Annotated in this window: 19 protein-coding genes; 9 read left to right on the forward strand and 10 right to left on the reverse strand. The window is 61.2% G+C overall.

What is annotated here, in order from left to right; all coding sequences use genetic code 11:
- The first annotated feature begins 109 nt into the window (after positions 1-109).
- The 3 genes from AC3ITA_RS25085 to AC3ITA_RS25095 all read left to right on the forward strand — a co-directional run bounded on the left by AC3ITA_RS25085 (position 110) and on the right by AC3ITA_RS25095 (position 2462).
- Entirely contained in the window at positions 110-1021 is a 912-nt protein-coding gene (locus AC3ITA_RS25085) for a LysR family transcriptional regulator (protein ID WP_095942038.1), read from the forward strand.
- 140 nt (positions 1022-1161) lie between these two features.
- Positions 1162-1602, forward strand: a complete 441-nt coding sequence (gene aroQ / locus AC3ITA_RS25090; RefSeq protein WP_095942037.1) for a type II 3-dehydroquinate dehydratase — start codon at positions 1162-1164, stop codon at positions 1600-1602.
- Positions 1603-1607: 5 nt separating this feature from the next.
- Complete coding sequence (locus AC3ITA_RS25095; protein ID WP_095942070.1) at positions 1608-2462, forward strand: shikimate dehydrogenase; 855 nt, start codon at positions 1608-1610, stop codon at positions 2460-2462.
- A gap of 55 nt (positions 2463-2517) precedes the next feature.
- Here AC3ITA_RS25095 and AC3ITA_RS25100 read toward each other — a convergent pair whose 3' ends face one another.
- The gene (locus AC3ITA_RS25100) at positions 2518-3195 is read right to left on the reverse strand and encodes a TetR/AcrR family transcriptional regulator (protein WP_150672702.1); all 678 of its coding nucleotides are present in this window, start codon (positions 3193-3195) and stop codon (positions 2518-2520) included.
- A gap of 102 nt (positions 3196-3297) precedes the next feature.
- Entirely contained in the window at positions 3298-5199 is a 1902-nt protein-coding gene (gene quiC / locus AC3ITA_RS25105; RefSeq protein ID WP_095942036.1) for a 3-dehydroshikimate dehydratase QuiC, read from the reverse strand.
- A gap of 268 nt (positions 5200-5467) precedes the next feature.
- Here quiC and AC3ITA_RS25110 point away from each other — a divergent pair, with 268 nt between their 5' ends.
- The gene (locus tag AC3ITA_RS25110) at positions 5468-6805 is read left to right on the forward strand and encodes an MFS transporter (RefSeq protein WP_489278636.1); all 1338 of its coding nucleotides are present in this window, start codon (positions 5468-5470) and stop codon (positions 6803-6805) included.
- A 139-nt stretch (positions 6806-6944) separates the two neighbouring features.
- On the opposite strand, the gene AC3ITA_RS25115 is transcribed toward AC3ITA_RS25110, so the two are convergent.
- The 4 genes from AC3ITA_RS25115 to AC3ITA_RS25130 form a co-directional block, all read right to left on the reverse strand.
- Positions 6945-7823, reverse strand: coding sequence for a DMT family transporter (locus tag AC3ITA_RS25115; RefSeq protein WP_008052441.1), 879 nt, complete (start codon positions 7821-7823; stop codon positions 6945-6947).
- Positions 7824-7977: 154 nt separating this feature from the next.
- Complete coding sequence (locus tag AC3ITA_RS25120; RefSeq protein ID WP_489278638.1) at positions 7978-8793, reverse strand: sugar phosphate isomerase/epimerase family protein; 816 nt, start codon at positions 8791-8793, stop codon at positions 7978-7980.
- A 2-nt stretch (positions 8794-8795) separates the two neighbouring features.
- Positions 8796-9851, reverse strand: coding sequence for a Gfo/Idh/MocA family protein (locus AC3ITA_RS25125; RefSeq protein WP_095942032.1), 1056 nt, complete (start codon positions 9849-9851; stop codon positions 8796-8798).
- A 242-nt stretch (positions 9852-10093) separates the two neighbouring features.
- Positions 10094-10870, reverse strand: coding sequence for an IclR family transcriptional regulator (locus AC3ITA_RS25130; RefSeq protein WP_095942031.1), 777 nt, complete (start codon positions 10868-10870; stop codon positions 10094-10096).
- Positions 10871-11045: 175 nt separating this feature from the next.
- Between AC3ITA_RS25130 and AC3ITA_RS25135 the strand changes: the two genes are divergently transcribed.
- From AC3ITA_RS25135 to AC3ITA_RS25145, 3 genes are all read left to right on the forward strand, one after another.
- Positions 11046-12767, forward strand: coding sequence for an FAD-dependent oxidoreductase (locus AC3ITA_RS25135; protein WP_095942030.1), 1722 nt, complete (start codon positions 11046-11048; stop codon positions 12765-12767).
- A 226-nt stretch (positions 12768-12993) separates the two neighbouring features.
- Positions 12994-13887: a KPN_02809 family neutral zinc metallopeptidase gene (ypfJ, locus tag AC3ITA_RS25140; protein WP_095942029.1), complete on the forward strand. Its 894-nt coding sequence runs from the start codon at positions 12994-12996 to the stop codon at positions 13885-13887.
- Complete coding sequence (locus AC3ITA_RS25145; protein WP_095942028.1) at positions 13888-14847, forward strand: alpha/beta hydrolase; 960 nt, start codon at positions 13888-13890, stop codon at positions 14845-14847.
- A 143-nt stretch (positions 14848-14990) separates the two neighbouring features.
- On the opposite strand, the gene AC3ITA_RS25150 is transcribed toward AC3ITA_RS25145, so the two are convergent.
- From AC3ITA_RS25150 to AC3ITA_RS25160, 3 genes are all read right to left on the reverse strand, one after another.
- Positions 14991-15584 (reverse strand): HAD family hydrolase, encoded by a 594-nt coding sequence (locus AC3ITA_RS25150; RefSeq protein WP_095942027.1) that lies wholly within the window; start codon positions 15582-15584, stop codon positions 14991-14993.
- On the reverse strand, positions 15581-16450 hold the full coding sequence (tesB, locus tag AC3ITA_RS25155; protein WP_095942026.1) for an acyl-CoA thioesterase II: 870 nt from the start codon (positions 16448-16450) through the stop codon (positions 15581-15583). The genes AC3ITA_RS25150 and tesB overlap by 4 nt, the downstream gene beginning before the upstream one ends.
- Before the next feature lie 104 nt (positions 16451-16554).
- The gene (locus AC3ITA_RS25160; protein WP_150672697.1) at positions 16555-17124 is read right to left on the reverse strand and encodes a GNAT family N-acetyltransferase; all 570 of its coding nucleotides are present in this window, start codon (positions 17122-17124) and stop codon (positions 16555-16557) included.
- 79 nt (positions 17125-17203) lie between these two features.
- Between AC3ITA_RS25160 and AC3ITA_RS25165 the strand changes: the two genes are divergently transcribed.
- Together AC3ITA_RS25165 and AC3ITA_RS25170 are read left to right on the forward strand one after the other, a co-directional pair.
- Positions 17204-18124 (forward strand): histone deacetylase family protein, encoded by a 921-nt coding sequence (locus AC3ITA_RS25165; RefSeq protein WP_414928008.1) that lies wholly within the window; start codon positions 17204-17206, stop codon positions 18122-18124.
- Between the two features lie 280 nt (positions 18125-18404).
- Positions 18405-19646 (forward strand): TIGR03862 family flavoprotein, encoded by a 1242-nt coding sequence (locus AC3ITA_RS25170; protein WP_489278643.1) that lies wholly within the window; start codon positions 18405-18407, stop codon positions 19644-19646.
- 117 nt (positions 19647-19763) lie between these two features.
- Here AC3ITA_RS25170 and rhlE1 read toward each other — a convergent pair whose 3' ends face one another.
- Positions 19764-21104 (reverse strand): RNA helicase RhlE1, encoded by a 1341-nt coding sequence (rhlE1, locus tag AC3ITA_RS25175; RefSeq protein ID WP_414928010.1) that lies wholly within the window; start codon positions 21102-21104, stop codon positions 19764-19766.
- Positions 21105-21182: the final 78 nt, after the last annotated feature.

The raw sequence follows: 21182 nt of genomic DNA on the forward strand, positions 1-21182 counted from the left end.
AAACGCCACCACAAAAAAACCGTCCTCGTGACGGTTTTTTTGTATTCGTGCGCGGGAGACTGATAAATACTGGGTCGGGTACTTCATCTGATCCCCGGTGTAATCAATCATGCAGCGACAATTCGACGATCTTCAGTTGGGCAGCATCGAGCTGTTTTGCCTGGCCGCCGAGGCCGGCAGTTTTACTGCCGCGGCGCTGGTGGCGGGTGTCACTCCCGCTGCCGTGAGCCGTTCGGTGTCGCGCATGGAAGAACGCCTGGGCGTGCGTCTGTTTGCACGCACCACCCGCAGCGTGAAGCTGACCGACAGTGGCCGCCGCTATTACGAGGAGTGTCGCCTGGCCCTGGCACAACTGATCGAGGCCCAGCGTGAGGTGATGGGCCAGCAGCAAGTGCCATCCGGTACCTTGCGCATCAGTATTCCGACCACCTACGCACATCATCGAATCTTGCCGTTGCTGCCAGAATTTCGGGCGCGCTATCCGGCGGTGAAGGTCGAGTCGCACATCAGCAATCGCAACATCGATTTCGTCGGCGAAGGCTACGACATGGCGATTCGCGTGCGAGCCATCCCGGATTCCGGCCTGATCGCCCGACCGCTGGAAGATGCCGCCCTGGTAATGATCGCCAGCCCTGATTACCTGAAACAGGCCGGTACTCCGCAAACCCTCGACGATCTCGAAAAGCACGAGTGCATTCAGTACGAACTGCCCAGCAGCGGCCGGCGCATTGCCTGGTTGTTCAACGATGAAGGCGTGCCCAGGGAGATTCTGGCCGAGGGCAGCCTAAGCTGTTCCGACGATGTGCTGGGCGGTGTCACCTTGGCCAAACATGGGGCGGGGTTGTTTCAGACCTATCGTTTTATCGTGGAAAAGGAACTGGTCGACGGCTCGCTGGTGGAAGTGCTCAAACCCTATGGCGGGCGCTCGCGGCCGTTTACCTTGCTGTATCCGCAAAGTCGGCATGTACCACTGCGCTTGAGGGCGTTCATTGATTTTCTGGTGGAGCATTTGCCGCGCTGAACTGCAAAAGTGTCCGATCACCGCACACAAACCGCCAGTGTGCCTTCACTTCAATTGACCAAATTAACCAGTTAGTACAATTTATCTCCACAGGCCGGGATCCTCGGCCGATTCCAAAAATAATAAGTGGAGAGATTCCGATGTCCCCTATCGTTCTGGTGCTCAACGGCCCGAACCTGAACCTGCTCGGCACCCGTGAACCAGCGACTTACGGCCACGAAACCCTGGCAGACATCTCGGCCTTGTGCGCACGTACCGCCGAAGAGTTCGGCCTGGCAGTTGAGTTTCGCCAGACCAACCATGAAGGCGAATTGCTCGACTGGATTCACGCCGCCCGCGGTCGCTGCGCCGGGATCGTCATCAATCCTGCCGCGTGGACCCACACCTCGGTCGCCATCCGCGACGCCCTGATCGCCAGCGAATTGCCGGTGATCGAAGTCCACCTGTCCAACGTGCACGCCCGCGAGCCCTTTCGCCACCACTCGTTCGTCTCCGCCATTGCAACGGCGGTGATGGCCGGTTTTGGCAGTCATGGCTATCGCCTGGCGCTGGAACACTTCAGTCATCGTTTGAAGGGGTGATCGCCTTGACTCAGAACCACGTGATACTGGCCGGGCTGATTGGCGCCGGCATCCAGGCGTCCCGCACACCGGCCATGCACGAGCATGAAGGCGATGCCCAGGGGCTGCGCTACCTGTATCGCCTGATTGATCTTGATCAGTTGAAGCTCGACATCAACGCCCTGCCCGACCTGTTGATGGCCGCCGAGCGCATGAACTACACCGGGTTGAACATCACCTTTCCCTGCAAGCAGGCGATCATCCCGCTGCTCGACGAACTCTCGCCGGAGGCCCGCGGTATCGGTGCGGTCAACACGGTGGTGCTCAAGGACGGCAAACGCATCGGCCACAACACCGATTGCCTGGGCTTTGCCGAGGGTTTTCGCCGGGGTTTGAAAGGCGTTGCCGTTGAGCGTGTCGTACAAATGGGTGCCGGCGGCGCAGGTGCGGCGGTGGCCCACGCGTTGCTGAGCGAAGGCGTACAACAGCTAAGCATTTTTGACGTGGACATCCGCCGCGCCCAGGATCTGGCTGACAATCTCAATCAGCATTTCGGCGTCAGTCGGGCGGTAGCCGGGTATGACCTGCCCAGCGCCATGGCCCAGGCTGACGGCCTGGTGAACACCACGCCGATGGGCATGAAAAAGCTGCCGGGCATGCCGGTGCCGGTGGAGTTGCTGCGGGCCGAAATGTGGGTGGCGGAGATCGTCTACTTCCCGCTGGAAACCGAACTGCTGCGCAACGCCCGCGCCCTCGGTTGCCGGACGCTGGACGGCGGCAACATGGCGGTGTTTCAGGCAGTGAAGGCATTCGAGTTGTTCAGCGGCGTGGTGCCGGATGCCCAGCGGATGCTCGAGCATTTCCAGAGCATGAATGACTGAAAAGCTTCGCGGGCAAGCCACGCTCCCACAGGATCGGTGTTTGCCCGCGATGGATTCAGGCTTGCAGGTACCGCAGGACCGACTCGCAAATCATCTCCCGATGACGCTGCTTGATGCGTTCGTCCGGCAGGTCGATCTGGAAAATCTCACCAAAGGTGTGGCGGTTCGAGACGCGATAGAAGCAGAACGAACTGATCAGCAGATGCACATCCAGCGGATCAAGACCGGTACGGAACAGCCCCTGCTCGGCGCCGCGACGCAGAATCTCGCCCAGTGAATCGAGGATCGTGTTGTTCATCGCCTTGATCGCATCGGAGCGCTTCACGAACTCGGCGTTGTGAATGTTCTCGATACTGACGATGCGCACGAAATCGACGTTGCGATCATGGTGATCGAAGGTGAACTCCACCAGCCGTCGAATGGCTTCGACCGGCGCCAGCTCCGCCAGGTGCAGGCGACTTTCGGTGTTGCGAATATCGCCGTAGAGCTTCTCCAGCACCTCGACGTAGAGCTGCTCCTTACTGCCGAAGTAGTAATAGATCATGCGCTTGGAGGTGTGTATGCGCTCGGCGATGGCATCGACGCGAGCCCCGGAAAGCCCCTGCTGGACGAATTCGACAATCGCCTCCTGCAAGATGTTTTCGCGGGTCTTTTCCGGGTTGTTCTTGCGACTCTTGCGCGGCTCGGCACCAGGTTCTACGGAGGCTGCGGGGAGTTCTGAAGTCATTGTCATTGCGGGCTCACGGCCATCACTGCACAGGCTGGCGATTATGGGCTGCGCGGCACGGTGAAGGAAGCCGCGCGGCCCACGTTTAATCCCGCGTTTACGAATTACCTACAACTTCGCCTGGCGCAATGCGCCGCTACGGGATTTGGCCATGGCCGCCAGGCGCACCGCGACGTTGGCCGCGCCGTAGCCGGCATAACCGTTTTTACGCTGGATGATTTCGAAGAAGAATCGCCCCTCGAACGGCTCGGTGTACACATGAAACAGTTCACCGCCCTGGGCGTCGCGATCGTACAACACATTGTAGTAGGCCAGTTCGCTCAGGAACTCGTCGTCGAAATCGAACCGCGCCGCTAGGTCATCGTAGTAGTTGAGCGGGATATCCAGCAGCGGCACGCCCGCCTCCTTGGCACGGCTGACCTGGGCAAAGATGTCATCGCAATCAAACGCGATGTGATGCACACCGGAGCCGCGATAACTCGACAGCGCGTGTGAGATCGCGGTGTTGCGGTTCTCGGAAATGTTCAGTGGCAGGCGGATCGAACTGTCGCGACTGCGCAAGGCACGGCTCTTCACCAGACCATAAGGATCCGGCAGCACGACTTCATCGTCCGCCTCGAAATCCAGCAGGCTCTTATAGAACAGCACCCAGCTGTCGAGGCTGTCGGCCGGCAGCGCCATAGCCATGTGGTCGATGCGCTTGAGGCCACCGCTGACCGGCGCATCCGCCAACAGATTGAAGTCGGTGCCGTAGACGTCGGCATCCTGGTCCACCAGATAGATCAGGCTGCCATCCGGCGCACGCACCGCCGCCAGTTCCAATTCATTGGGGCCCACCAGCCCGCGATAGGGCTGGCCCTTGTAGGCCACGGCTCGGGCCAGCGCACTGGCGCTGTCCTTGACCCGCACGGCGGTCGCGCATAACGAAGGGCCGTGGGCTTCGAAAAAGCTGTGGCCGAAGGAGTAAGGCTCTGAGTTGAGGATCAGGTTGATATCGCCCTGACGCATCAGGCTGACGCTCTTGGAGCGATGCTGCCCGGCCTTGACGAAACCCAGTCGCGCCAGCCAATGGGCGAGCTTGGCGCCGAGGCTTTCGTCCACGGCGAATTCAAGAAACTCGATGCCGTCGTACTCGCTGGCCTTGGGCGTTTCGAACAGAATCCCGGGGTTGGCCGCAGGCTTGGCTTCCTGCGCCAGACGCTCGCGGGTTTTCTCTTCCAGGTACAACAACGAGCGCAAGCCGTCGGCGGCGTTGGCCCGTGGAGGCGCGGCGCGGAAACCATCGTTGAAGATTTCCAGTGACAAAGGCCCGGTGTACCCACTCTTGATGATCGGCGCGAGGAACCCCGGCAAATCGAATTCACCCTGGCCCGGGAAGCAGCGAAAATGCCGGCTCCACTCCAGCACGTCCATGGCCAGGATCGGCGCGTCGGCCATTTGCACGAAGAAAATCTTGTCGCCTGGAATCTCGGCGATAGCGCTCGGATCGCCCTTGAGCGACAAGGTGTGAAAGCTGTCCAGCAACACGCCGAGGCTTGGGTGATCGGCCTGCCGCACGATGTTCCACACCTGTTGATATGTGTTCACATGCCGACCCCAGGCCAGCGCTTCATAACCGATGCGCAGGTCGCGTGCCCCAGCATGTTCAGCCAGCAGCCGCAAATCGTCGACCAGAATCTGTTCATCACCGATGGACTCGGCCGAGGCGTTGCTGCACACCAGCACCAGGTCAGTGCCCAGCTCCTGCATCAGGTCGAATTTGCGCTCGGCGCGTTCCAGATTGCGCGACAATCGATCACGCCGACAGCCTTCGAAATCACGGAACGGTTGAAACAGGGTGATGGCGATCCCGAGATCGACGCACATCTGTTTAATTTCCCGCGGACTACCGTCGTAGTAGAGAAGGTCGTTCTCGAAAATCTCGACGCCGTCGAAACCGGCGGCGGCAATGGCTTCGAGCTTTTCCGGCAGGGTACCGCTCAAGGATACGGTGGCAATGGAACGCTGCATGTTTCGGCTCCCGGTGGAGGCTTCGGCTACAGGGAATTTGCGCCGCTTTTAAAAGAGTGAGGGGATTATTGAGGCGGTTGGTGCATTGAGCAATTTAAAGTGTACTACCCAGTTAGTTTTGTGTTCGATTATCGAACATAATGGTGATTAGCGAATTGACGATTTTTTGTCCACTGCCCAACATCGTCCTCACATTAAGTCCGGACACGCAACACCGGTCGCGATGTCCAAAACACCAAATAACAAATTCAAAAAACGGGTGGTACACATGATTCCTTCCCAAAGCTCACGCATGGCTCCGGCCATGAACGTCACTGCCGGTGGCATCGGCGACAAAATTCGCGGCGCCATGGCTGTCGGCAAAACCCGTTGGGGGATGCTGGCACTGGTGTTTTTCGCCACCACCCTGAACTACATCGACCGCGCCGCCCTGGGCGTGATGCAGCCGATCCTGGCCAAGGAAATGAGTTGGACGGCGATGGACTACGCCAACATCAACTTCTGGTTCCAGGTCGGTTACGCCATCGGCTTCGTGCTGCAAGGCCGCTTGATCGACCGGGTCGGCGTCAAGCGCGTGTTCTTCTGCGCGGTATTGCTCTGGAGCCTGGCGACCGGCGCCCATGGCCTGGCCACTTCGGCGGTCGGCTTCATGGTTTGCCGATTCATCCTCGGCCTCACCGAAGCTGCCAACTACCCGGCCTGCGTGAAAACCACCCGCCTGTGGTTCCCGGCCGGCGAGCGCGCCGTGGCTACTGGCATTTTCAACGCTGGCACCAACGTCGGCGCGATGTTCACCCCGATGCTGCTGCCGCTGATCCTGCACGTTTGGGGCTGGCAGGCCGCGTTCCTGTGCATGTCGGCACTGGGCGGGATCTGGCTGCTGTTCTGGGGCCTGAAGTACTTCAACCCGGAAGATCACCCGAGCGTCAAACAGTCGGAGCTGGACTACATCCAGAACGAAGTCGAACCGGAACAAACCCGCGTACCGTTCTCGAAAATCCTGCGCATGCGTGGCACCTGGGCCTTCGCCCTCGCCTACTCGATCACAGCGCCAGTGTTTTGGTTCTACCTGTACTGGCTGCCGCCGTTCCTCAACCAGCAATACAACCTGGGCATCAATGTCACCCAGATGGGTATCCCGCTGATCATCATCTACCTCACTGCCGACTTCGGCAGCGTTGGCGGCGGCATCCTCTCCTCGTTCCTGATCGGTCGCGGCGTCAACCCGATCAAGGCGCGACTGATGTCCATGTTCCTCTTCGCCTGCTGCATCATCGGCGTGATCATGGCGGCCGGCTCCAGCAACCTGTGGGTCGCGGTGGCCGCCATCTCCCTGGCCATCGGCGCACACCAGGCCTGGACCGCGAACATCTGGAGCCTGGTGATGGACTACACGCCCAAGCACATGATGAGTACGGTGTTCGGCTTCGGCGGCATGTGTGCGGCGATTGGCGGGATGTTCATGACCCAGCTGGTCGGCCACATCCTGACCATCACCAACAACAACTACACCGTGCTGTTCACCATGATTCCGGCGATGTACTTCATTGCGCTGACCTGGATGTACTTCATGGCACCGCGCAAGATTCCGACCGTCACTGACTAAAGATCGCCGCACTACCCCCTGTAGGAGCGAGCATGCTCGCGAAAAACCTGAGAGCGACGCGGGTATCCAGACAACCCGTGTCATCGTTGACGAACACCGCGAGCAGGCTCGCTCCTACAGGTCGTTTCTCTTTGGGCTTTTACCGGCGGCTTTGTTGCCACGCGGCCGCCAACCCGCTGCAGCAGATCACGGCAATGCCGAGCACGGTGGTCAGTGTCGGTGTATGGGAAAACAGCAGCCAGCCCAAGAGGCCGGCGAAGATGATCTGGCAATAGCTGAACGGTGCCAGCAGTGCCGGTGCCGCGAGGCGGAACGCCTGGGTCAGGAACAGGTGTGCCGTCATCCCGCAGGCCCCCAGCGCCAGCATCATCGCGCCATGCACCAGGTTCGGCGTCTGCCAGAAGAACGGCACCAGCGCACTCATCACCAGCGTATTGCACAAGCCTGCAAAGAAGTTGCTGGTGGTCGGGCTGTCGATCTCGCTGAGCTTGCGCGTCAGCAGTTGATAGAAGCAGAAAAACAGCGCCGAGCAGAACGGCAGCAACACCGCCGGGGTAAACAGATCACCACCGGGGTGAACGATGATCAGCACCCCGCTGAAACCGAAAATCACCGCCAGCCATTGCCCCCGGGTCACCCGCTCGCCAAGCAGCGGTACCGACAGCGCGGTGACCAGTACCGGCGCGAGGAAGTTGACCGACGTCGCCTCGGCCAGCGGGATGTACATCAGCCCCGTGGTGAAAAACAGACTGGTGCCCAGCAGGCACAGCGCCCGGATCACCTGCAGCAATGGCCGCTTGGTACGCAACACCCGCAGCCCGGACTGCGGCAGGAAAATCCCGGCCATCAGCAAGGTGTGAACCACGTAACGCGCCCAGACCACCATGACGATGGGATAGAAACCGGAGAGGTATTTGGAAAAGGCGTCGTGGCTGGAAAACAGGAAGGTTGCGACAACGATCAGCAGGATCCCTTTGAAGGGCTGATTGACGCCGGAAAGCGGGGTGCTGACGGTCATGGGGTTTCCTTACTGAAGTCAAAAGCATCACATGCAGGAGCGAGCTTGCTCGCGATGGTCGTCAACGATGATGATGGCCGCCTGGATAAACACGGCGCCCTCACGTCCCTCGCGAGCAAGCTCGCTCCTACAAGCGAAAGGTGCGCAGCACCGATTACAGCCGCGCCAACAATTCCCGGGTTTTATCCAGCGCCATCTGCGCCCGGTCCAATCCACTCACGCCCTGCTCCAGCAACTGCACGGTGGGAATCTCCAGACTCAATGGAATGTCAGCCGGCAAACCGCGCAACAACCCCTGCAGGTCACAATCGCCATCGCCGGGGAAGCGCCGTTCGTTACGCGCCTGACGCAAGATCTCCGCCATATCGGCCGGCCGTGGTCCTGCGACGTCACACAACTGTGCATACCGTAACCGTGAGGGGGCAACTTTGGCCAGATCTTCCAGCCGCGATCCTGAGCGGTCAAAGTGAAAGGCGTCCACCAGTACGCCGCCGTTTTCACGCCCGGCGTTTTCCACGATACGCGCGGCTTGTTGAAGATTGCGCGCATCGGTCCAGGGCATGAACTCCAGATGCGGGTGCAGCCCATAGGCTGCCGCCAGATCACAGAGTTCGGCAAAATGCTGCGTCAGCCGCTGTTCGTCAGGATCGTTACCGGCCACCAGCAACTCACTGGCGCCGAACTCGGCACCCACGGCGAGGGTACTCTCGAAGTCGGCGACGACGGTCTCGGGCTTGAGACGCAGGATTTCAACGTCCAGCACCCGAATACCGGTATCGCGCAGACGCACCAGGGTCTGGCGCCGCAATTGGTGGTCGCCCACCAGGGAAAAATGGTGCTCCTCAGGAGTCGCCGGCACCAAGCGCAAGCCGACATGGCTGTAGCCGGCCCGCGCGGCGACCTCGACCATATCGGGCGGCGACAACTCCAGCACGGTCAGGCTGGCCAGGGAGAAAATACGCTCGCTCATGCTCAACCCTCGATCAAGGATGGCGCGCAGGCACGCCCGGTTTCGGCGGCTTCGCGGATGGCTTCGATCAGCGCCAACGTACGCGCGGCATCGGCGGCACTCACCAGCGGCTCGACCTCCCGACGCACAACACGCGCGAAGTGCTGCAACTGCAAACGCAGGGCCTCATCAGTACTGAAGCTTTCCTGGGTTGCCAGCAACGGTTGATGCCAGCCGCCGTCGACTTCGTTGTAGTGCCAGTGTTTAAGCTGCGGAATGCTCAGCGCCCCACCTGTCCCGGCCAGCAAATAACACGGTTGATCAGGATGGCGCGGATACACCGGGTTCTCCCCCGAATCCAGCTCCCAGCTCCAAGGCGCGGCCACCGCATCGGAGCCGGTCAGGCTGCCCAGTGCGCCGTTGTCGAATTGCAGCAACACCGCCGCGCAATCCTCGTTGGCAAACCCGCGAATGGCATTGCTGGTGATGGCCTGAACCTGACGCACTTCACCGCACAAGTGCCGCAGAAGATCGAGGTCGTGGATCAGGTTGGTCAACAGCATCCCGGCACCGGCCTCGCGACGCCAGGGTGTTTCAAAATAACTGTCGGGCTTGCGCAACTGCCAGAGCGCCGTGACCGTGGTCAACCGACCCAATGCGCCGCTGTGGACAAGTTCGTGGGCGCGGACGATCAGCGGATTGTGCCGGCGGTGATGTCCGACCAGTACCGGAACGCCACTCACCTTCGAGGCAGCCACCAGCTCCCGGGCTTCATCCAGGTGCACGCCCACCGGTTTTTCCAGCAGCACCGGCACACCGGCCGCGAGGCAATCGAGGGCCGTGTTGACGTGCTGCGTGTTCGGGTTGGCGACTATCACGGCGTCCGGCTTCGCCTGCTCCAGCATCTGACGATGATCGGCGAAACAGGCTACGCCCCATTGAGCCGCAAGGCTGGCCGCCTGCGGTCCCGGATCGGCCACGGCACATAACGTCGCTTCAGTCAGGGATTGCAGATGCTGGTAATGCTGCTGGCCCATGTTGCCAGCACCGATCAGGGCGATGCGAAGTGGCGAATTCAAGGTGCGGTCCTCTTGTGAATATTATTGGAGCGATGAATCTCCAATAATTTAGAACCCAGTTCCAGATTCTTACACAGACCTGTCCTGAAAGTGTTCGAACAGCGCACAGCTTCTCAAGTTGAACGCAGTTCAAAATGTGGGAGCGAGCCTGCTCGCGAAGAGGGTGTGTCAGTCGCCATCCAGATCGCATGACACACCGCATTCGCGAGCAGGCTCGCTCCCACAAGGGATTTGCAGTGGCCTTAACTGAACAACTCCGACGCCAGGCTCGCGGCACTCAACTCCTCGGTGTACGCCAGCAACAACGGCGCCAGCTCATGCAGCCGCACCCCCGGCATCCGCGCGCTAGGCCCGGCGATGCTGAGCACGCCGATCACCCGCCCATCGGCGGGATGGCGCACCACGGCCGCAATCGCCGAAGTGCCTACCGCCGAGCTCTCCTCGACCCAGGCGTAGCCCTGCTCCCGCGCCAGACGCAGGCGTTCGAGCAATTCGATGTTCGAGCGCGGCGCGTTCGGCCCCACATGTTCCGGCACCTGCGCACCCTGCCGTTCCACCAGCGACAAGGCTTCGGCATCGCTCATGCACGCCAGCCACGCATGCCCCGAGGCGGTGTAGAACAACGGCGCATCGCGGCCCATGTCCGGGTCGTAACGCAGACCGGAACGCGCGCCCTGGGATTTGGCGATCCAGGTCTGACGCTCACCGTCGATCACCCCGAGACGCACCAGTTCGCCGGTTTCCTGAGCCAGGCGGTCAAGCACCGGCTGCACGATATCGGCACCGCTGCTCGACAGGTAACGGAAGCCCATCGCCACCAGTTTGGTCGAGAGGTGATAACGCAAATTATCCGGATTCTGCCGCACGTAACCGAGGCGAATCAGCTCGGCCAGTAGGCGATGGGTCGCGCTCTTGGGGATGTCCAGTTGCTCCGCCAGGGTCTGCATCGGCAGGCCACGGGGATCGCTGGTGAGGCTTTCGAGCACACTGAAAACACGTTCGATCTGACTGCCGGCCATGGTCGCTTCCACGCAAAATTTGCTCGATTCTAGAAGACAACCGCACGAATGCGAAATCTGGAACTGAGCGTTCGATAACCGCCCGCTTTACGCCCTCCAGACTTGTACGGCTCCACTTGATTCTTATATTTTTTGGAACCAGATTCCAAAACAATAAAACACCGGAGCTCAAACAATGCCTGCCCAAGCGCACGTTCTTCCCGACATCGACTGCGATGTGCTGATCGTAGGCTCCGGTGCGGCGGGACTGTCGGCGGCCGTGACCGCCGCGTGGCACGGGCTGAAAGTCATAGTGGTGGAAAAGGACCCGGTGTTCGGCGGTGCCACGGCCTGGTCCGGTGGCTGGGCCTGGGTGCCTTGCAACCCGCTGGCCCGGCGCGCGGGCATCGTCGAAGACGTTGAACTGCCCCGCACTTACCTGAAACACGAACTGGGCGAGCGCTTTGATCCGGCGATGATCGACGCATTCCTGGAAGCCGGCCCGCGGATGGTGTCGTTCTTCGAGCAGCACACCTCGCTGCAATTCGCCGACGGCAACGCCATTGCCGACATTCATGGCGACACGCCCGGGGCAGGCACCGGTGGACGCTCGGTGATCGCCGCCCCTTACGACGCACGAAAAGTCGGAACACTGCTCAAGCGTCTGCGCAAAACCATGCGGGAAACTTCGTTCATGGGCATGCCGATCATGGCGGGGGCGGACCTCACGGCATTCCTCAACCTGACCCGCTCGCTGTCGGCGGCCTGGCACGTTACGCGGCGTTTCAGCCGTCATCTGTTAGACCTCGCCATGCATGGCCGGGCGATGCAACTGGTCAACGGTGTGGCCTTGGTGGCGCGCCTGGCGAAATCCGCCGATGACCTCGGCGTGTTGCTCTGGGAATCAGCGCCCGTGACCCGATTGCTGCGCGAGAATGATCAGGTACGAGGTGCGGTGATCAGCACCGCCAAAGGCTCTGTGCGCATCCATGCACGCAAGGCCGTGGTGCTCGCCGCAGGTGGTTTCGCCAATGACGTCCAACGCCGCAAGGCACTGTTCCCCCGCACACCGACCGGGCATGAGCATCTGGCCCTGCCGCCCCTCGGCGTTTGCGGCGATGGCCTGCGCCTGGGCGAAAGTGCCGGCGCCCGGATCAATAGCGACATGGCGTCCGCCGTCGCCTGGGCGCCGGTCTCGCAGGTGCCGCACAGCGACGGCAGCACGGGACACTTCCCGCACATCATCGAGCGGGGCAAACCCGGCATCATCGGTGTGCTGAGCAACGGCCAGCGTTTCGTCAATGAAGCCAACGGCTACTACGACTACGTCACAGCCATGGTCGCCGCTGCCCCGCCGGGTGAAGAAGTAGTGTCGTGGCTGATCTGCACCCATGGCTTTCAACGTCGTTATGGCTTGGGCATCTCTCGGCCATTTCCGGTGCCACTGTCATCCTTCATCCGAAGCGGCTATCTGAAAACCGGCAACACTCTTGAGGAATTGGCGGCAGCCTGCGGCATCGACCCGATTGGCTTGCTCAGCACCGTATCGGACTACAACCGCCACGCGCGCAACGGCGAGGATCCGCAGTTCGGTCGTGGCTCCACGCCCTACAACCGCAAGCAGGGTGACGCACTGCAACGACCCAACCCATGCGTCGCGCCGATCGACCAGGGCCCCTTCTATGCCGTGAAAGTCCAGCCGGGCTGCTTCGGCACCTTCGCCGGGCTCAAGGTCAACCAACATGCCCAGGTCCTGGATGGCGCGGCGCAACCCATCGCCGGCCTGTACGCCGCGGGCGGTGACATGGCCAGCATCATGGGCGGCCACTACCCCGCTGGCGGCATCAATCTCGGCCCGGCGCTGACCTTCGGCTACATCGCCGCGCGCCATATCGCAGGCGTCACCGCTTATGAATAATCCGCGAGACCGGCGATCGCCCTCACGATAAAAAACCATCACCCGACGGAATTCGATGGGTTATCCGTGTTCAATACAAGCCTGAAAGCTTCTCGGCAGCCCTTCACGGGTAGCCGGGAATCAACCTGTGCGCGGAAAAAAGACGGACGGCCGGACTGGCGCCGCTCCCACTTGGCAGCAACACTCATCGCACGGAGCTTTACCCGGAACAGAAGAGGATTCCCACATGCTATGGAAAAAAGGCCGACGCAGCGACAACGTGGTCGACGCCCGTGGCGATGATGTTGGCGGCGGTGGCGGCGGCATGCGTTTTGGCGGTGGCAAGGGCCTGAGCCTGACGGCGATCCTCCTGATCGTCGGCATCGGCTGGATCACCGGCCAGGATCCGCTGCAGATCCTCGGACAACTGGCCGGGCAAATGGACCAGCAATCGGCGCCCGCCACCCACCAGAGTCGCAAGGCACCGCCGGTCAATGATGAAAGCGCGGAGTTCGTGCGTTCAATCCTTGGCGATACCGAGGACACTTGGGGTGCGATTTTCCAGCAGGTCGGCCGCCAATATAAGGACCCGACCCTGGTGCTGTTCAGCAACCGCGTGAATTCGGCCTGCGGTCTGGCCACCTCGGCGACCGGCCCCTTCTATTGCCCGGCCGACCAGAAGGTCTACCTGGACATGGCGTTCTTCCAGGAGATGTCCCAACGTTTTTCCGCCGCGGGCGACTTCGCCCAGGCCTACGTGATCGCCCACGAAGTCGGACACCATGTGCAGACCCTGCTTGGGGTGTCCGCAAAAATTCAGGCAGCGCGCCAGCAGGGTCGGCAGATGGAGGGCGACGGTGGTTTGCTGGTTCGCCAGGAACTTCAGGCCGACTGCCTGGCCGGTGTCTGGGCCAACAATGCGCAGAAGCGTCTGAACTGGCTGGAACCGGGCGACATCGAAGAAGCATTGAACGCAGCGAACGCCATCGGCGACGATCGTTTGCAGCAACAGGGTCAGGGCCGTGTGGTCCCGGACTCGTTCACCCATGGTACGTCGGCGCAACGGGTGCGCTGGTTCAAAACCGGTTTCGCCCAAGGCCAGGTTGGCCAGTGCGATACCTTTGCGGCGAAAAATCTGTAAATGAAGAAGTGGTTGTTGGTTGTTCTGTTTACTTGCGCAACGTCCCAGGCCGCCGAGCAGGGGGTCAAAGACCTCAGCTCGGGGCGCCTGCTGTTGAAATCAGGTGAAATCGCGGTGGGCATCAGCCCCGCCCCGGCAAAAATCGAACGGGTGCTGATCATCCTCCACGGTCGCTTGCGCAATGCGCAAACCTATCTGCAGAGCGGTGAGCACGCGGCCGAACTGGCCGGGCAAAGCGCAACGACCCTGGTGATCGCCCCGCAATTTCTCAATGAAACCGATGTTGCGGTCCATCCGGTGGCCGACACCGTTTTGCGCTGGCAAGGCAATGAATGGATGGCCGGCGGAGAATCCACGGCACCGTTTCGGCTGAGTTCCTACGCGGCGCTCGACGAAATCATCGCCCGCGTGGGTGACCGTCAGCAGTTTCCGGAGGTGAAGCAAATCGTCATCGCCGGGCATTCCGGTGGCGCGCAGGTGGTTCAGCGCTATGCATTGCTCGGTCACGCGCAGTCAGAGCTCGATGCGGCCGGCGTGCAGGTGCGCTATGTGATTGCCAATCCGTCCTCCTACGCTTATTTCGATGAGCGCCGGCCCGTGGCGTTCAGCCACGCCGGTTGCCCGCAATTCAATCGCTGGAAGTACGGGCTGGCAGATTTACCGACCTATGCCGAAGGACAAACCGCAGCGCAGTTGCAGGAAAGTTACCTAAAGCGTGAAGTCGTTTATCTGCTGGGGCAGCAGGATACTGACCCGAATCATCCGGCGCTGGACAAGAGTTGTGAGGCCAGGGCGCAAGGGCCGTCTCGATTGACCCGTGGGCGTTTTTACTTCGATTATCTGAAGCGGCTGCAACCGCAAGGGTTGAAGCAGCAGCTGATAGAAGTACCCGGGGTCGGGCATGACGGGGATGGGATGTTTACATCGCCGGAGGGGCAGAAGGCTTTGTTTGGGCAGTAAGATTTTCGGGGCTTGAACTGACGCCATCGCGAGCAGGCTCGCTCCCACAAGGATTTTGCGGTGAACACATCATTTGTGGACACCAGAGATCACATGTGGGAGCGAGCCTGCTCGCGATGGCGGTTGACCAGGCAACGAAGCACTCAAGCCAACAGCATCTGCCGCAACTCAACACAATCCGCCGCATGCCAATCGGTCAATTCCGGCCATGGATTATCCGGCAAATTCACCAACACAGTCCGCGCCCCCGCCGCTCGCCCGCAATCGAGATCGAAGCGGTAATCACCGACCATCACCATCTCGCTCGCCGGCACCTTCCACGCTTCGGCCAGTTTCAGCAACCCGCCCGGATGCGGTTTGGGCGGCGCATCATCGCGACCCAGCACATCCTCCAGCGCAAAGCAGTCGGCCAGGCCAATGGCCTCCAGCGTGACATGTGCCAGCTCCCGGGCATTGCGCGTGAGAATGCCCAGGCGATAACCGCGCCCGGCCAGCTCGCGCACCAGTTCCACCGCACCCGGTGCCGGTTGCGAACCGAGGGCCAGGTCCCGCTCATGCTCCAGCAGCCAGGCATGTTTGGCTGCGGCCTCATCGGCTGGCAGCGCGGCGAGGTGGGTCAGGATGTCGTGTTCGGCAGGGATCGCCAACGCCACGCGAATCGCCGCGAAGTCGTGCACAGCCACCGTCAGGGTGCCGTCCATGTCGAACACCCAGTGACGCACGTCGGCCAGGCTCATGCCCAATCCTTGCGGTGACGGATCAAGCCTTCCTGGGTGACCGAGGCCACCAGTTGCCCCGCGCGGTTGAACACGCTGCCACGGGAGAATCCACGGGAGTTGCCGGCCCACGGACTGTCCATCGCGTAGAGCAACCAGTCATCGGCACGCAGGTCCTGATGGAACCACAGCGCGTGATCGAGGCTGGCCACCTGCATGTCCTTGTTCCAGACCGTTTTGCCGTGGGGCTGCATCGAGGTGACCAGCAGACCGAAGTCCGAGGCGTAGGCCAGCAGATATTTATGCAGCGCCGGCGAATCGGCCAACGCCCCGTCGGCGCGGAACCAGACGTACTTGACCGGATCGGAGGGCAGCGGGTTGTAAGGATCCTTCTCGGTCACCGGTCGAAATTCGATCGGCTTCGGGCACAGCAGTTTTTCGCGCATTTTCTCAGGGATCAGGTGCGCGCGCTGCTGGGTGATCTCCAGCTCCGATGGCAGGTTTTCCGGACCGACCACTTGCGGCATTTCGGTCTGGTGCTGAAAGCCTTCTTCGTCGTACTGGAACGACGCACTGCAGGTGAAGATCGGGTGGCCCTTCTGGATCGCCGTCACCCGGCGCGTGCTGAAACTGCCACCGTCACGCACCCGGTCAACCTGATACACCACCGGTAATCCGGCATCGCCCGGACGCAGGAAATAGCCGTGCATCGAATGCACATGGCGCGCCTCTTCAACCGTCTGACTGGCCGCCGACAGCGACTGGCCGAGCACCTGACCACCGAACAGCTGACGAAACCCCAGGTCCTGGCTACGACCACGGAACAGGTTTTCTTCGATCGGTTCCAGGGTCAGCAGGTCGACCAGATCATCCAACACTTGGCTCATTCAGATGCTCCTCAGGCAAAACATGGCCGCGCAGCCTTGGCTGCTACGGTCGATTCAGTTTCGGGACTCTGCCCATGAGGGCCATTGTAAACGTCCGTGTCAGGTTATCCATGCAAGGTTTGCAGCCATTGCTCGCGGCTGATGCGATACAACACATGCCGACGCAACGGGTGATCGGCCTCGAGTCGCGGGTGATCGAAGTCATTTTCCGGATCATGGTGCATGCCGATGGCCTGCATGACTTTCTCTGACGGCAGATTGGTTTGCGTCGTGAAGGCCACGACCTCTTGCAGCAACAAGCGGTCGAACCCGCAGCGCAGAACGGTCCACGCCGCTTCGCTGGCGTAACCCAAGCCCCAGTGCTCGCGGGCCAGGCGCCAGCCGATTTCCGTGGCCGGGGTAAAGGGTGCGTCGAAACCGACCACGCCAAGCCCGGTAAACCCGATGAACTGGCCAGAATCCTTGCGCTGCAAAGCCCAGAGACCATAACCATGCTCGGCGAAATGACCACGGATTCGCCCGATCAATGATGCGCTTTCCAGCCGGCTCAAGGTTGCCGGGAAATAGCGCATCACCTGCGGATCGGCACACATCGCGGCAAAGTCCGCTAAATCTTCATCGCGCCACTGGCGCAACAGCAGCCGAGCGCTTTCAAGTTCCAGTATTGGCTCCATTGCTCACCGCCCCTCCGTTTGCATGCTGCAAGTCTACAACGCTGGTAGGATCCCTCTCTCATTCCTACATGAAATGACCATGCCACTGCCGCTGATTTATCACGAAGATTACAGCCCCGAGTTTCCGGCGGATCACCGCTTTCCCATGGACAAGTTCCGCCTGTTGCGCGATCACCTGGTGGACAGCGGTCTGACCCGCGACGTCGACTTGCTGCGCCCGGATCTGTGTCCGGCAGATATTCTCGCCCTCGCCCATGACCCTTCGTACATCGAGCGCTACATGAGTGGCGAATTATCCCGCGAAGACCAGCGCCGCCTCGGCCTGCCCTGGAACGAAGCCCTGGCCCGACGTACGGTGCGGGCGGTCGGCGGTTCGTTGCTGGCGGCCGAAAAGGCGCTGGAGTATGGCCTGGCCTGTCACCTGGCGGGCGGTACCCACCACGCGCACTACGACTATCCGGCCGGATTTTGCATCTTCAATGACCTGGCGGTGATCAGCCATTACCTGCTGGAAAGTGGAAGGGTGAACCGGGTGCTGATCTTCGATTGCGACGTGCATCAGGGCGACGGGACTGCACGAATACTGCACAACACCCCGGAAGCAGTGACCGTTTCCCTGCACTGCGAAAAGAATTTTCCCGCACGCAAGGCCGAAAGCGACTGGGACATTCCACTGCCCAACGGCATGGGCGATGCCGATTACCTGAAGGTCGTGGACGATGCACTCAACTACCTGCTGCCGCTCTACCAACCGGACCTGGTGCTGTATGACGCCGGGGTCGATGTGCATAAGGACGACGCCCTGGGTTATCTGCAACTGACAGACGAAGGCGTCGCTGCCCGCGATGAAAGCGTGATGCGCCATTGCCTGGGCCGTGACATTCCGCTCGTCGGGGTAATCGGCGGCGGCTACAGCAAGGACCGCCAGGCCCTGGCCCGCCGTCACGGCATCCTCCATCACAGCGCGCAGCGCGTCTGGCAGTCATCAGGTTGTCACTGAACTGTGGATGCTTTACCCACAATGCCTGTGGAACTGCCTGTGGATAACCTGAGTGAAAGGGCCTACAGCCCACACGGCGTATAGGCTACAGAACACTGACTGTTTTTTAACCACCCTTCAAAGACACCTCTAAACCCTGTAGGAGTGAGCCTGCTCGCGATAGCGGTCTGTCAGGCCCACAGATGTTGAATGTACCGCCGCCATCGCGAGCAGGCTCGCTCCTACAGGGGGCGGGGCTGGTAGAATGCCCGGCTTATCCCGCCAGACCACAGCGCATCCCATGACCCAATCTTCGCCAGCCCTTCCCCCTCACGTCGCCATCATCGGCGGCGGCCCCGCCGGACTGATGGCGGCCGAAGTGTTGAGCCAGGCCGGGATCAAGGTCGACCTGTACGACGGCATGCCCTCGGTCGGACGAAAATTCCTCCTGGCCGGCGTCGGCGGCATGAACATCACGCACTCCGAAGCCTATCCGGCGTTTCTCTCGCGCTACGCCGAACGCGCCCCGCAGATCGCCCCGCTGCTGCGCGGCTTCGGCGCCGAAGCGTTGTGCCGGTGGATTCATGACCTGGACATCGATACCTTCGTCGGCAGCTCCGGCCGGGTATTCCCCACCGACATGAAGGCCGCGCCATTGCTGCGCGCCTGGCTCAAGCGCCTGCGCGACAGCGGCGTAGTTATCCACACCCGCCACCGCTGGCTCGGCTGGGACGAGCGTGGCGATTTGCGCATCGACAGTCCGGAAGGCGAAAAGACCGTGCAAGCCGATGCCACCCTGCTCGCCCTCGGTGGCGGCAGTTGGTCGCGACTGGGTTCGGATGGCGCGTGGATGCTGCCACTGGAGCAGCACGGTGTAGGACTGGCGCCGTTGCAACCCAGTAATTGCGGCTTCGAGGTGCAGGCCTGGAGCGAATTGATGGTCAGCAAATTCGCCGGCGCCCCGCTGAAAAATATCGCCATCGGTCTTAATGATGACGTTCCGCGACTAGGCGAATGTGTGATTACTGCCACCGGAATCGAAGGCAGTTTGATCTACGCCCTGTCGGCACCGATCCGCGAGGCGATCAACCGGCACGGCTCGGCAACCATTCATCTGGACCTGTTGCCCGGCCGGCCTGTGGATAAAATTCAAGCGGCGTTGAGCAAGCCACGGGGATCGCGATCCATGGCCAAACACCTGCACAGTCAGTTGGGCATCGATGGCGTAAAAGCGGCGCTATTGCGTGAACTCACGCCTGCCGAAGCGTTTACCGACCCGAGCCTGCTGGCCCAATCGATCAAGGCATTACCACTGACATTGGTGAAAACCCGTCCACTGGACGAGGCCATCAGCAGCGCTGGCGGTGTGTTGTTCGAAGCGATGGATGAGCGATTGATGCTCAAGCAACTGCCTGGCGTGTTTTGCGCCGGGGAAATGCTCGATTGGGAGGCGCCGACCGGCGGCTATCTGCTGACCGCGTGTTTCGCCAGCGGGCGGGCGGCGGGGTTGGGGATGGTGGAGTGGTTGCGGCGCAAGGGTTGATGACCGCGCAGCTCCCATCGCCAGCAGGCTGGCTCCCACACGGGATTTGTGTCGCTCACAAAAAACCTGTGGGAGCCAGCCTGCTGGCGATGACGGCCTAACGGACGCAGTGCGTAATCAAGGCTTGCGCTTACGCGGCCCGGTATTGAACACCGGCACCTTGCGCACAGGCTTGATCGAAGGCTCCGCCGGCGCAACTTCCCCGCTATCCACCCACTTGCCCAGATTGCGTTTACCACCGCCACCACCGGAAGCCTTGGGCTTCTTCGGTTTCTTCGGCTTCTTCACGACCTGGCCGCTGGCATCGGTGTCCGGCACGCGGTGCTCCGGTTCGAAGTCCGGCTCGTTCTGCCGCTTCAAGGTCTGGCGGGTCAGCATCTCGATGGCCGACAGCAGATTCACTTCATCGGCGCAGACCAGGGAAATCGCCTCGCCGGTCGAACCCGCACGGCCAGTACGACCGATACGGTGGATGTAGTCCTCAGCGACTATCGGCAAATCGAAGTTGACCACCATCGGCAGATCTTCGATATCCAGGCCCCGGGCGGCCACGTCGGTAGCGACCAGGATCTGCACTTCACTCGCCTTGAAGCGGTCGAGCGCACGCTGGCGGGTCGCCTGGGGTTTGTCGCCGTGGATGCCGTCGGCATTGATGCCCAGACCCTGAAGTTTATCCACCAGCGCATCCACGCCGTTGCGGGTCTTGGCGAACACCAGCACCTGCTTCCACTTGCCCTTGCGCATCAGGTGAACGAACAGCTCCGGCTTGCGCTTCTTGTCCACCGTCACGATCCATTGCTTGACCGTATTGGCCGCGACGTTGCGCGGGCTGACTTCGATGGTCAGCGGATCGTTGAGCATCTGCCCGGCCAGCAGGCGGATGTCATCGGAGAAGGTTGCGGAGAACAACAGCGTCTGACGTTTCTTAGGGAGCGCGCGGTAAATGTTCGCCAGTTCCTCGGAAAAGCCCAGGTCGAGCATACGGTCGGCTTCGTCCAGCACCAGGGTTTGCAACTGGTTGAACTTCAGCGCGTTCTGGCGGAACAGGTCGAGCAAGCGGCCCGGGGTCGCCACCAACAGGTCGACACCGCTGCGCAGCTTCATCATCTGCGGGTTGATGCTGACGCCGCCATATACCGCGTAGGTGCGCAGCGGCAGGTTTTCGGCGTACTGGCGCACGGCTTCGTGAACCTGCTCGGCCAGCTCGCGGGTCGGTACCAGGATCAGCACGCGGACCGAGTTGGCGGTGACTTTCGGCCCTTCCATGGCCAGCAGTTGCAACAGCGGCAGGGCGAAACCGGCGGTCTTGCCGGTGCCGGTCTGGGCGGCGGCCATCAGGTCACGACCGGCCAGCACCGCCGGAATGGCTTGCGCCTGAACCGGCGTCGGAGTCTGGTAGCCGAGCGTCTCGAGGGAGCGCAGCAAGGGTTCGATCAGGCCAAGGGTGGCGAAAGTCATGGGAGTACCGTAGGAAAATTCAGCGCGGGTTGTTCAAAACAAGTGTGCAATACAAGATGCAATGCCGCGCAGTTTACC

This window comes from Pseudomonas sp. GL_090 (genome assembly GCF_057837765.1).

Excerpts from the sequence above, each read along its gene's own strand:
- AC3ITA_RS25160 (WP_150672697.1), bottom strand. The coding sequence starts at position 17,124 with ATGGAGCCAATACTGGAACTTGAAAGCGCTCGGCTGCTGTTGCGCCAG.
- AC3ITA_RS25165 (WP_414928008.1), top strand. The coding sequence starts at position 17,204 with ATGCCACTGCCGCTGATTTATCACGAAGATTACAGCCCCGAGTTTCCG.
- AC3ITA_RS25120 (WP_489278638.1), bottom strand. The coding sequence starts at position 8,793 with ATGAGCGAGCGTATTTTCTCCCTGGCCAGCCTGACCGTGCTGGAGTTG.
- AC3ITA_RS25110 (WP_489278636.1), top strand. The coding sequence starts at position 5,468 with ATGATTCCTTCCCAAAGCTCACGCATGGCTCCGGCCATGAACGTCACT.
- quiC (WP_095942036.1), bottom strand. The coding sequence starts at position 5,199 with ATGCAGCGTTCCATTGCCACCGTATCCTTGAGCGGTACCCTGCCGGAA.
- aroQ (WP_095942037.1), top strand. The coding sequence starts at position 1,162 with ATGTCCCCTATCGTTCTGGTGCTCAACGGCCCGAACCTGAACCTGCTC.
- AC3ITA_RS25135 (WP_095942030.1), top strand. The coding sequence starts at position 11,046 with ATGCCTGCCCAAGCGCACGTTCTTCCCGACATCGACTGCGATGTGCTG.
- AC3ITA_RS25130 (WP_095942031.1), bottom strand. The coding sequence starts at position 10,870 with ATGGCCGGCAGTCAGATCGAACGTGTTTTCAGTGTGCTCGAAAGCCTC.
- AC3ITA_RS25100 (WP_150672702.1), bottom strand. The coding sequence starts at position 3,195 with ATGACAATGACTTCAGAACTCCCCGCAGCCTCCGTAGAACCTGGTGCC.
- tesB (WP_095942026.1), bottom strand. The coding sequence starts at position 16,450 with ATGAGCCAAGTGTTGGATGATCTGGTCGACCTGCTGACCCTGGAACCG.
- AC3ITA_RS25145 (WP_095942028.1), top strand. The coding sequence starts at position 13,888 with ATGAAGAAGTGGTTGTTGGTTGTTCTGTTTACTTGCGCAACGTCCCAG.
- AC3ITA_RS25085 (WP_095942038.1), top strand. The coding sequence starts at position 110 with ATGCAGCGACAATTCGACGATCTTCAGTTGGGCAGCATCGAGCTGTTT.
- AC3ITA_RS25115 (WP_008052441.1), bottom strand. The coding sequence starts at position 7,823 with ATGACCGTCAGCACCCCGCTTTCCGGCGTCAATCAGCCCTTCAAAGGG.
- AC3ITA_RS25170 (WP_489278643.1), top strand. The coding sequence starts at position 18,405 with ATGACCCAATCTTCGCCAGCCCTTCCCCCTCACGTCGCCATCATCGGC.
- rhlE1 (WP_414928010.1), bottom strand. The coding sequence starts at position 21,104 with ATGACTTTCGCCACCCTTGGCCTGATCGAACCCTTGCTGCGCTCCCTC.
- ypfJ (WP_095942029.1), top strand. The coding sequence starts at position 12,994 with ATGCTATGGAAAAAAGGCCGACGCAGCGACAACGTGGTCGACGCCCGT.
- AC3ITA_RS25150 (WP_095942027.1), bottom strand. The coding sequence starts at position 15,584 with ATGAGCCTGGCCGACGTGCGTCACTGGGTGTTCGACATGGACGGCACC.